8 protein-coding genes are annotated in these 10,628 nt (G+C 75.5%); 5 read left to right on the top strand and 3 right to left on the bottom strand.

Annotated features, from left to right (window positions below):
- Positions 1-195: 195 nt before the first annotated feature.
- Positions 196-1,173, bottom strand: coding sequence for a LysR family transcriptional regulator (locus tag ABT014_RS12895; RefSeq protein ID WP_350638741.1), 978 nt, complete (start codon positions 1,171-1,173; stop codon positions 196-198).
- Between the two features lie 83 nt (positions 1,174-1,256).
- Between ABT014_RS12895 and ABT014_RS12900 the strand changes: the two genes are divergently transcribed.
- From ABT014_RS12900 to ABT014_RS12910, 3 genes are read left to right on the top strand one after another with little or no spacing between them, the layout of a single operon-like run.
- The gene (locus ABT014_RS12900; protein WP_350638742.1) at positions 1,257-1,961 is read left to right on the top strand and encodes a succinate dehydrogenase cytochrome b subunit; all 705 of its coding nucleotides are present in this window, start codon (positions 1,257-1,259) and stop codon (positions 1,959-1,961) included.
- On the top strand, positions 1,958-3,904 hold the full coding sequence (locus tag ABT014_RS12905; protein ID WP_350638743.1) for a fumarate reductase/succinate dehydrogenase flavoprotein subunit: 1,947 nt from the start codon (positions 1,958-1,960) through the stop codon (positions 3,902-3,904). The genes ABT014_RS12900 and ABT014_RS12905 overlap by 4 nt, the downstream gene beginning before the upstream one ends.
- Complete coding sequence (locus ABT014_RS12910; RefSeq protein ID WP_350638744.1) at positions 3,901-4,635, top strand: succinate dehydrogenase/fumarate reductase iron-sulfur subunit; 735 nt, start codon at positions 3,901-3,903, stop codon at positions 4,633-4,635. Before ABT014_RS12905 ends, ABT014_RS12910 begins: the two co-directional genes overlap by 4 nt.
- Positions 4,636-4,645: 10 nt before the next feature.
- Here ABT014_RS12910 and ABT014_RS12915 read toward each other — a convergent pair whose 3' ends face one another.
- The gene (locus tag ABT014_RS12915; protein ID WP_350638745.1) at positions 4,646-6,439 is read right to left on the bottom strand and encodes a stealth family protein; all 1,794 of its coding nucleotides are present in this window, start codon (positions 6,437-6,439) and stop codon (positions 4,646-4,648) included.
- Between the two features lie 194 nt (positions 6,440-6,633).
- Between ABT014_RS12915 and ABT014_RS12920 the strand changes: the two genes are divergently transcribed.
- The gene (locus ABT014_RS12920; protein ID WP_350638746.1) at positions 6,634-8,763 is read left to right on the top strand and encodes a SpoIIE family protein phosphatase; all 2,130 of its coding nucleotides are present in this window, start codon (positions 6,634-6,636) and stop codon (positions 8,761-8,763) included.
- Between the two features lie 126 nt (positions 8,764-8,889).
- Complete coding sequence (locus ABT014_RS12925) at positions 8,890-9,723, top strand: PaaX family transcriptional regulator (RefSeq protein WP_350638747.1); 834 nt, start codon at positions 8,890-8,892, stop codon at positions 9,721-9,723.
- 53 nt (positions 9,724-9,776) lie between these two features.
- On the opposite strand, the gene ABT014_RS12930 is transcribed toward ABT014_RS12925, so the two are convergent.
- The gene (locus ABT014_RS12930; protein ID WP_350638748.1) at positions 9,777-10,616 is read right to left on the bottom strand and encodes a methyltransferase domain-containing protein; all 840 of its coding nucleotides are present in this window, start codon (positions 10,614-10,616) and stop codon (positions 9,777-9,779) included.
- Positions 10,617-10,628: the final 12 nt, after the last annotated feature.

The following is a 10,628-nucleotide window of genomic DNA, read 5'->3' on the forward strand; positions in this document are numbered from 1 at the left end:
TTAATCACCCACCCGGTAGGACCGGGAAACAGAAAATGCGCCTGAAGGTCGAAGCCAGCAGGCGCACACAACATTCATGGGAACCACAACCGCAACTGATTCGACTGTAACAGGACGGCCGGCCGAACGGCGGATTCCGCGCGGAGTGGCGGACCGGTTTCACCGCGCCCCGTCCCGGCCGTCGTCCCCGGCCGGTCAGGTCGCCGTCGGCCCTGCCCCGCCACCGTCCCGGGGCGGGCCGGTGGGCGGGCCGGTGGGCGGGGCGAGCCGGGTGCCCGGCGGGAGGGCGCCGGTGCGGTCGGCCTCGGCGAGGTGGTCCAGCAGGGCGGTGCGCAGCGCGGCGGCGGCCCGGGGGAGCGGGAGGTCGCGGTGGTGGGCGACCGCGATGGTGCGCCCGAGTCCGGCGCCGGCGAACGGGGTGACCGTCAGCCCGGACCGGGCCGCCACCATGCCCGGCAGGACCGCGGGCCCGAGGCCCGCCCGGACGAACCCGAGCACCGCGTCCATCTCGCCGCCCTCGACCGCGAAGCGGGGCTCGAACCCGGCCGCCCGGCAGGCCGCGATGGTGGTCTCGCGCAGGTCGTAGCCCTCCCGGAACATCACCGGCGGCCGGTCCCGCAGGTCCGTGATCCGGGCCCGGCGCCGGCCGGCCGGGCCGGCCGAGACCAGCACCAGGTCCTCGTGCAGCACCTCGGTGACGGCCAGTGCGGTCCGTTCGCCCTCGGGCGGCGGGATGATCAGCGCCAGGTCCAGCCCGCCCTCGGCCAGGGTGCGGACGAGGTCGCGCGAGCCGTCCTCGCGGAGCAGCAGCTCGACCTCGGGGTGGCGCTCCCGGAAGGCCCGCAGCACGTCCGGGACCAGGCTGACGGACAGGCTCGGGGTCGCCCCGAGCCGGACCCGCCCGCGACGCAGCTGGACGGTCTCCTGGACGGCCTGCCGCGCGCTCTCGGTATCCGCCAGGATCCGCCGGGCCAGCGGGAGCAGGGCCGCGCCGGCGTCGGTCAGCACGCTGGCGCCGCGCCCGCGGTGCACCAGCTCGGCCCCCAACTCCCGCTCCAGTGCCCGGATCTGCTGGGAGAGCGAGGGCTGTGCGACCAGCATCCGTTCGGCGGCGCGGGTGAAGTGGCCGGCCTCGGCGACGGCCACGAAGTAGCGGAGCTGCTGCAACTGCACGCCTCCCATGATAGGCGCCGCCTATCGAAACCGCCGCCATCATGTCTTGGACGCGCCGCCCGCGCCTGCCTAGCGTGAAGCGCATGGCACTGGCGACTCGGACGGGCCGACCCCCCTCCACCCTCACGACCCTCTGGCGGTCGACCGTCGGCAAGAAGGCGGCGATGGCGGTCAGCGGCCTCGTCCTGCTGGGCTACCTGGTCCTGCACATGCTCGGCAACCTGAAGGTGTTCTTCGGCCCGGACGACCTGAACGGCTACGCCGCCTGGCTGCGCACGCTCGGCCAACCGCTGCTGCACCACGGCTGGTTCCTGTGGATCGCCCGCCTGGTCCTGCTGGCCGCCGTGCTGGTGCACGGCCTCGCCGCCTACCAGCTGAGCCGGCGCGACCTGGCCGCCCGCCCGCAGGGCTACGTCCACCGCCGCCGGCGCGCGAGCTACGCCACCCGCACCATGCGGTGGGGCGGGGTGATCCTGGGGCTGTTCATCGTCTGGCACATCCTCGACCTGACCACCCTGACGGTGAACCCGCGGGCCGAGGAGGGCCACCCGTACCAGAACATCGTGGCCTCCTTCTCCACCTGGTACGGCGGCGGGATCTACCTGGTCGCGATGCTCGCGCTCGGCCTGCACGTGCGGCACGGCTTCTGGAGCGCCGCGCAGAGCCTGGGCATCAACAACGCGCGCCGCCACCGGGCGCTCAAGGCGGCGGCCGACCTGCTCGCGCTGGTGCTGACCGCCGGATTCGTCTCCGTCCCCCTCGCCGTGCTGACCGGAGTAGTGCGATGACCTCCTACCTCGACTTCACCACCGGCGCGCCGCTGGCCGACACCGCCGCGCCCGCCGGGCCGATCGAGCAGCGCTGGGACCGGCGCCGGTTCGAGGCGAAGCTGGTCAACCCGGCCAACCGCCGCAAGCACACCGTGATCGTGGTCGGCACCGGCCTGGCCGGCGGCGCGGCCGGCGCCACCCTCGCCGAACAGGGCTACCACGTGGTCCAGTTCTGCTTCCAGGACTCCCCGCGCCGGGCCCACTCGATCGCCGCCCAGGGCGGCATCAACGCCGCCAAGAACTACCGCAACGACGGCGACTCGGTGCGCCGGCTGTTCCACGACACCGTCAAGGGCGGGGACTTCCGGGCCCGGGAGTCCAACGTGTACCGGCTGGCCCAGGTGTCGGTGGAGATCATCGACCAGTGCGTCGCCCAGGGCGTCCCGTTCGCCCGCGAGTACGGCGGCCTGCTGGACACCCGCTCGTTCGGCGGCGTGCAGGTCTCGCGCACCTTCTACGCGCGCGGCCAGACCGGCCAGCAGCTGCTGCTCGGCGCCTACCAGGCGCTGTCGCGCCAGATCGCGGCCGGCGCCGTCGAGATGCACCCGCGCACCGAGATGCTCGACCTGATCGTGGTGGACGGTCGCGCCCGCGGCATCGTGGCCCGCGACCTGGTCACCGGCCGGATCACCACCCACCTCGCGGACGCCGTGGTGCTCGCCACCGGCGGCTACGGCAACGTCTTCTTCCTCTCCACCAACGCCAAGAACTCCAACGCCACCGCGCTCTGGCGGGCCCACCGCCGCGGCGCCCACCTGGCCAACCCGTGCTTCACCCAGATCCACCCCACCTGCATCCCGCGCTCCGGCGACCACCAGTCCAAGCTGACCCTGATGAGCGAGTCGCTGCGCAACGACGGCCGGATCTGGGTGCCCGAGGCGCCGGGCGACACCCGCCCGCCGGAGGACGTCCCGGAGTCGGAGCGCGACTACTACCTGGAGCGGATCTACCCGGCCTTCGGCAACCTGGTGCCGCGCGACATCGCCTCCCGCGCCGCCAAGAACGTCTGCGACGAGGGCCGCGGCGTGGGCCCGGGCGGCCAGGGCGTCTACCTCGACTTCGCCGACGCCATCGCCCGGCTCGGCCGCCCCGCCATCGAGGCGCGCTACGGCAACCTGTTCGAGATGTACCGGCGGATCACCGCCGAGGACCCGTACCGGGTGCCGATGCGGATCTACCCGGCGATCCACTACACCATGGGCGGCCTGTGGGTCGACTACGACCTGCACACCACCCTGCCGGGCCTGTTCGCGATCGGCGAGGCCAACTTCTCCGACCACGGCGCCAACCGGCTCGGCGCCAGCGCGCTGATGCAGGGCCTGGCCGACGGGTACTTCGTGCTGCCCGCCACGCTCAACGACTACCTGGCCCGGCTGCCCGCCGCACCGGTGCCCGCCGACCACCCCGCGATCGGGGCGGCCGCCGCCGAGGTCACCGAACGCCTCGAGCGGATCCTCGCGGTGGACGGCGACCGCACCCCGGACTCCTTCCACCGCGAACTCGGCACCCTGCTCTGGGACGAGTGCGGGATGGCCCGCGACGACGCCGGGCTGCGCCGGGCGCTGGCCCGGATCCCGGAGCTGCGCGCGGAGTTCTGGCGCCGGATCAAGGTGCCGGGCACCGGCCAGGAGTTCAACCAGGCGCTGGAGAAGGCCAACCGGATCGTGGACCACCTCGAACTCGCCGAACTGATGTGCCTGGACGCCCTGCACCGCACCGAGTCCTGCGGCGGCCACTTCCGCGAGGAGAGCCGCACCCCCGAGGGGGAGGCCGAGCGCCGCGACGAGGCGTTCTCCTACGTCGCGGCCTGGGAGTTCACCGGCACCGGCCGCGCCCCCGTGCTCCACCGCGAACAGCTGGCCTTCGAGTACGTCCACCCCACCCGGCGGAGCTACGCGTGAACCTCACCCTGCGGATCTGGCGCCAGGCCGGCCCGGACGCCCCCGGATCCCTGACCACCTACCAGGTCGCCGGGATCAGCCCTGAGATGTCCTTCCTGGAGATGCTGGACACCCTCAACGAGGAGCTGATCCTGCGCGGCGAGATGCCGGTCGCCTTCGACCACGACTGCCGGGAGGGGATCTGCGGCGCCTGCGGCATGGTGATCAACGGGCGGGCGCACGGCCCCGAGCGCACCACCACCTGCCAGCTGCACATGCGGCACTTCACCGACGGCGACACCATCGACGTCGAGCCGTGGCGGGCCGGTGCCTTCCCGGTCGTCCGCGACCTGGTGGTGGACCGCTCCGCACTGGACCGGATCATCGGCTCCGGCGGCTACATCACCGCCCCCACCGGCAGCGCCCCCGAGGCGCACGCCACGCCCGTCCCCAAGGAGGCCGCCGACCTGGCGTTCGAGCACGCCGAGTGCATCGGCTGCGGCGCCTGCGTGGCCGCCTGCCCGAACGGCTCGGCGATGCTCTTCACGGCGGCCAAGGTGGTCCACCTCAGCCTGCTGCCGCAGGGCGGCCCCGAACGCGGCGGCCGGGCCCGCTCGATGGTCGCCGCGATGGACGCCGAGGGCTTCGGCGGCTGCACCAACACCGGCGAGTGCGCCACCGCCTGCCCCAAGGGCATCCCGCTGACCGGGATCGCCGCCCTCAACCGGGAGTTCCTGCGCGGCGGACGCTGACCGGCACCGGTCAGCCGCGCCCGGACGCCACCCCGCCCCCGCCTTCCTCCCGCCCCGCGGCGGCCGGCCGCGGCAGCCGGACGGGCGGCCGCTCGAACGGGCCGGCGACCGGGAAGTAGCCCTCCAGGAACGCGCGGACGGCCGCGTCCTGCCGCACCGGGTCGACCACGCCGGTGGTCACGTCGTTCAGGCAGAACACGGCGGCGTCCCGCCGCTCCAGCAGCTCGGACAGCCCCGCCAGCGCGGCCGGGTCGCCGATGTCCACGAACCGCTCGTCCGGCTCGGCGAACACGGCCCGCCCCTCCAGGTACGCCGTGTAGCCGTACAGCGTGAGCGGGGAGAGGCTGCGGTGGCCGCGGAACGGCTCGGCGGCCGTCCGGGCCAGCTCGGCCGCGAACCGGCGCGCGTTGCGGCGCAGCAGGCTCCGGTGGGCCGCCCGCGGCGCGTGGCTCAGGGTCCTGGTGGGGCTGCGCCCGTAGCGCCGGGCGACGGCGTCCCGGGTGTTCTTCTGGCCGGCGACGTAGGTGTCCTCGCCGGGGCGCGGGGCGTCCGGCGGGATCACGCCGTCCTGGAAGATCCGGGCCGCGCCGTTGCTCTGGAAGAAGAAGCCGGGCCCCAGCTCGCGGCCGAGGAAGACGTCGTCGTTGAAGTAGACGAAGTGCTCGGACAGGCCCTCGATCCGGTGCAACTGCGACTCGATCGCCCGGGAGTTGAACACCGGCAGCACCGCCGGGTCGCCGAACAGCGCCCGGTGGGACACCACGGTCAGACCCGGGTGCTCGGCCGCCAGCCAGGCCGGCACCTGCTCGTCGGTGACCAGGTGCACCCGCCTGATCCACGGCGCGTACAGGGCCAGCGAGCGCAGGCTGTACCGGAGTTCGTCCCGGTTGCGGAAGCGCTGCGGCTCGCTGCCGGGCGGCGGCCCGGCCGGCCCGCCCCCGCCACCACTCCCGCCGCCGGCGGCGGCCCGCCGGGCCCGCTCGGCCCGCCAGCGCGGGTCGGTGTCGTCCACCCAGGTGTAGACCGCGTCGATCGGGAAGTCCACGTCGTCGATCAGCCGCCGGGCGAAGGCCGCCGGCACCGGATGGCGCCGCCCCGCCACCCGGACGGTACCGGCCGGCTCCAGCGACGGCACCCACCAGCCGGCCCGCGAGTCCCCGTACGGGACGAGCCGGCCCCCGCCGGGGCCGGCCGGCTGCCAGAACTTGACCTCGCAGCCCTGCTCCGGCCCGTACCGCACGGTCCGCGACCCGGTGACCACCGGCCGGAACACCCGCACGCCCCGCACCAGCCGCTGCTCCGGCTCGTCCGCCGCGCCCGCCTCCTGCCGCCCGACGGCGGCCCGCAGCCCCGGCGCCAGCAGCGGCCCGGGGCCGGGCCCCCAGCCCACCGGCTCGAGGTACACGTGCCGCCCGGCGCAGGCCTCCTCCAGGGCCCGCAGCGCCGCGCCCCGCCGCTCGGCCGGCACCGCGACGTGGTGCCGCTCGGGCTCCTCCGGCCGCCGGGCGTCGGGCACCAGCGCGTACCGGACGCCACCGGCCCGCAGTGCGGCGCAGGCCAGCTCCAGATTGGCGGCCCGGGCGCCGGCCGGCGTCAGGTCGTCCCGCACCTCGGCGAGCAGGCCCCGGTCCACCACCAACGCGGGCTCGGCGGCGAGCAGCAGCTGCGCGGCGCTCGGCGGTTGCGGCGGCCGCCGGGGCGTTGGCGCCGCCGCCCGCCGGGTCAGGCGGCCCACCCAGCCCGCGCGCGGTGGTGACGGCCGGGCCGGCCCCTGGTCGGACTGCCAAAGCATGGGTTCTCGCACACCGGTGGTCGTGGATGAGTGATCGGAGAACTACGGAGTGTAGCCTACGGGCGCGTGCGCCCCCGGCCCGCGCCGACCGGTGGCACGGCGGGCGCTTCGGCGGCGCGGGGCCAACTGCACCTGCGCGTACGGTCGCCGGGCTGCGGGCCGCGGGTCAGAATGAGACCCGAGGGCCGAGCGAGGAACGGGGCGGTATGCGCGAATCCGAGGGCGACAGCCCGGGCCGGCAGCTCGCCGCGGCGGACGGCTCCGCGGCGGTGGTGATCGACGGGCTCGGCACGGTCCTCCTCTGCACGCCCGCGGCCGCCGCCCTGCTGGACTGCGCACCCGGCACCCCCTGCGCGCCGATGGTCGGCCTGCTGCCCGCACCCGGCGCCGATCCGGCCCCGCGGCCACCCGTTCGGACCACCGTGCACGACGCGGCCGGCCGCCCGCTGGAGCTGGCCTGCACGGTGGCGCCGCTGACCGCCGGGAGCGCGGCGGAGCCGGGCGGCCCCGGGCACTGGCTGGTCCTGCTCGCCCCCGTCACCCCCGGCCCCGCCGAGCCGCCCGCGGAGGGTCCCACCGGTGCCGTCGGCCCGGACCGGCGCACGTCCCACGGCACCCGCCGGGACGGGGACAACCGCCGGGCGACCCTCTCGCACGCCGCCGCGGGCAGCATCGGCGCCTCCCTCGACATGGTCGACACCGCCGAGACCCTGGTCGACCTGCTCGTCCCCGCCTTCGCCGACCTGGCCGCCGTCGACCTGGCCGAGACCGTCCTGCAGGGCGACGAGCCGCCGCTGCTCACCGCCGGCGGCGGGGTACGGCTGCGCCGGGTGGCCGCCGCCCGCGGCGCGGAGGTCTCCGCCGAGCACCTCCCCCCGGTCGGCGACCTCCTGCCGCCCACCGCCGACAACCCGCTGCTGCGCCCCCTGCTGGACGGCCGCCCGGTCCTGGTCGGCGACCTGGACCGGCTCCGGGCGTCCGGCGGGCTGGCCCCGGAGGAGCTGCGGGTGTTCGCCCCCGAGGGCGCGCTCTCCTTCGTCGCCGTGCCGCTGTTCGCCCGGGGCCTGGTGCTCGGCTGCCTCACCCTGTGGCGCGGCCGGGAACCGTCCGCGTTCGACGAGGAGGACGCCACCGTGCTCGCCGAGGTGGCCTCCCGGGCCGCGCTCAGCGTCGACAACGCCCGCCGCTACACCAAGGAGCGCCGGGTCGCGGTCGCGCTCCAGCGCAGCCTGCTGCCGCACTCGGTCTCCCGGCTGGCGGCGGCCGAGACGGTCGGGATGTACCAGCCGGCCGGTGGCGGCGCGGGCGTCGGCGGCGACTGGTTCGACGTCATCCCGCTGCCCTCGCTGCGGGTCGCCTTCGTGGTCGGCGACGTGGTCGGCCACGGGCTCGGCGCCACCGCCGCGATGGCCCGGCTGCGCACCGCCGTGCAGACCCTGGCCGACCTCGACCTCGAACCCGGCGAGCTGCTGACCCACCTCGACGACCTGGTGCTCGGCTTCTCCAGCGAGCAGGACGCCCGGACCTACCGCGCCGAACCCGCGGTGCTCGGCGCCACCTGCCTGTACGCCGTCTACGACCCGGTGGCCGGCCGCTGCGCCGTGGCGACCGCCGGCCACCCGGCCCCGGTGGTGGCGGCGCCCGGCGCACCGGCCGTGCCGCTCGACCTGGTCCCCGGGCCGCCGCTGGGGGTCGGCGGGATGCCGTTCGAGGTGGCCGAGTTCGAGGTGGCGCCGCAGACCGTGCTGGCGCTGTTCACCGACGGCCTGGTCCGCAGCCGGGACGGCGACCTCGGCGACATCGACGAGGGCACCGACCGGCTCTGCCGCGCGCTCGGCGACACCACCCGCCCCGGGCTGCCGCTGGACGAGGTGACCCGGACGGTCTTCGACCGGCTGCTGCCGGCCGTCCCCACCGACGACGTGGCCCTGCTGCTCGCCCGCACCCACGAACTGCCGCCCGACCACGTCGCCGAGTGGCAGCTGGAGGCCGACCTGGCGGTGGTCGGCCGGGCCCGCGAGCTGGTGGTCGGCCAGCTGGCCGCCTGGCACCTGGAGCACCTCGGTTTCGTCACCGAACTCGTGGTCAGCGAGCTGGTCACCAACGCCATCCGCTACGCGGGCGGCCCGGTCGGCCTGCGGCTGATCCGGGACCGGGTACTGGTCTGCGAGGTGTCCGACCCCAGCAGCACCCAGCCCCGGCTGCGCCGCGCCCGGGACACCGACGAGGGCGGTCGCGGCCTGTTCCTGGTCGCCCAGCTCGCCGACCGGTGGGGCAGCCGGTTCACCCGTTCGGGGAAGACGATCTGGACCGAGCAGGCCGTCGCCGGCGGCTGAGCACCGCTCACCCCGACGGCCGATCGGCCCGGGTCGGCCCGGCTCAGGCGGACGCCCCGGGCGATGCCCGCCGGGCCCCGGGGCAGCTCGGTATGATCACCGGATCATCCACCGAGGAAGGCGAGCATGGCGGAGACCGCGACCCGGCCCAGCGCCCTGATCAGCACGGTCTACGGCGAGTTCGTCCGCCGGCTCGGCGGCTGGATCTCGATCGCCGACCTGATCACCCTGATGGCCGAACTGGACGTCGACGCGCCCGCCGTCCGGTCCGCGATCTCCCGGCTGAAGAAGGGCGGCACCCTCGTCCAGGAACGCCGGGACGCCACCGGCTACCGGCTCAGCCCCGCCGTGGAGCCGGTCTTCGCCGAGGGCGACCGCCGGATCTTCGGCAGCCTCGAACCGGCCCGGCTGGCCGACGGCTGGGTGCTCGCGGTGTTCTCGGTACCGGAGTCCGAGCGCGCCCACCGCCACCAGCTGCGCTCCCGGCTCAGCTGGCTCGGCTTCGGCAACGCCGCCCCCGGCGTCTGGCTGGCCCCCGCCCGGCTGCTCCCCGACGCCCGGCGGATGCTGGAACGGCTCGGCCTGAGCGCCTACGTCCACCTCTTCACCTCGGAGTACGCCGGCTTCGCCGAACTCGGGCGGGCCGTCAGCTCCTGGTGGGACTTCCCGGCCATCGAGGCCCAGTACGCCGCCTTCACCGACACCTACCAGCCGGTCGCCGACGAACTCCGGCCCTACCCGCGGATCGACGACGTCGAGGCCTTCCGCGACTACGTCCCGATGCTGAACGACTGGCGCCGCCTGCCCTACCTCGACCCCGGGCTGCCGACCGAACTGCTCCCCGCCGACTGGAACGCGGTCGAGGCCCGCCGGCTCTTCCTCGAACTGCACGGCCGGCTGGCCGAACCGGCGCTGCGCCACGTGGTCGGGGCCACCGGCCTGGCGCCGGACGCCACCTGACCCGCCCCGCGCGGCGGCGCGGGACGGGTCAGGACACGGGCGGTGACCGGTGGTCAGCGCTGGCGGCCGACCCGGGGACGCCTGGCCCAGGCCGAGACGAACAGGAACGACAGGTCGACCAGCGACCGGCGCTCCAGCGCCAGCGCCAGGGTGTCCACCTGCTCCTGGGTCATGGTGCCCCGCTCGACGAAGACCGGGCCGAGCTGGCCCAGCGAGATCCGCCACAGCTCGTCGGCCGGACCGCCCAACCCGGCGGTCAGCGGAGTGGTCCGCAGCTGCAGACCCTCCAGCCCGAGCGCGGCCAGCTCGGCCGGCATCCGGCGGGTCCACCGGGAGTCGTTGCCCTGCGCGGGACCGCCCAGGATCATTGCCTCGATGAACGGCGTCAGCGGCGAGGCCGCGGCCGGCTCCGGCGGCAGCAGCACGAAGTCCTGCACCACCAGCCAGCCGCCCGGCCGGAGCCAGCCCACGGCCGAGCGCAGGATCCGGTCCCGCTCCGGGATGTGCGAGAGCACCGCGCGGCTGTGGATCAGGTCGAACGAGCCGGGCGCGAACTCGGCCCGCGCCAGGTCGAGCCGGGCGACCTCCAGGTGGGCGGCCCGGCGCTGGTCCAGGAAGCGCGGGTCGAGGTCGGCGGCCACCACCCGGCCGGCCAGGCACTGCTTGGCCAGCCAGTACGCCATCGACCCGGCGCCGGCGCCCATCTCCAGGCAGTGCCAGTTGGGTTGGACCGGGAGGCCGTCGAGCACGGCGATCGAGGTGGGGTCCATCGCGCGCTCCAGCGCCCGGAGCCGGTCGAACTCGGTCGGCAGGTCCTTGCTGAGCATGCCGGTGCCGTAGCCGCCCGCCGATCCCGGGTGCGCGCCGGCGGACGGGTCCTGTGCTGTCTCCATGGTGGTGTTTCC

The organism is Kitasatospora sp. NPDC094015, from assembly GCF_040304075.1.
GTDB lineage: Bacteria > Actinomycetota > Actinomycetes > Streptomycetales > Streptomycetaceae > Kitasatospora.

Bases quoted from the DNA above. Each gene is read 5' to 3' on its own strand.
- ABT014_RS12900 (WP_350638742.1), top strand. From the start codon at position 1,257: ATGGCACTGGCGACTCGGACGGGCCGACCCCCCTCCACCCTCACGACC.
- ABT014_RS12905 (WP_350638743.1), top strand. From the start codon at position 1,958: ATGACCTCCTACCTCGACTTCACCACCGGCGCGCCGCTGGCCGACACC.
- ABT014_RS12920 (WP_350638746.1), top strand. From the start codon at position 6,634: ATGCGCGAATCCGAGGGCGACAGCCCGGGCCGGCAGCTCGCCGCGGCG.
- ABT014_RS12925 (WP_350638747.1), top strand. From the start codon at position 8,890: ATGGCGGAGACCGCGACCCGGCCCAGCGCCCTGATCAGCACGGTCTAC.
- ABT014_RS12930 (WP_350638748.1), bottom strand. From the start codon at position 10,616: ATGGAGACAGCACAGGACCCGTCCGCCGGCGCGCACCCGGGATCGGCG.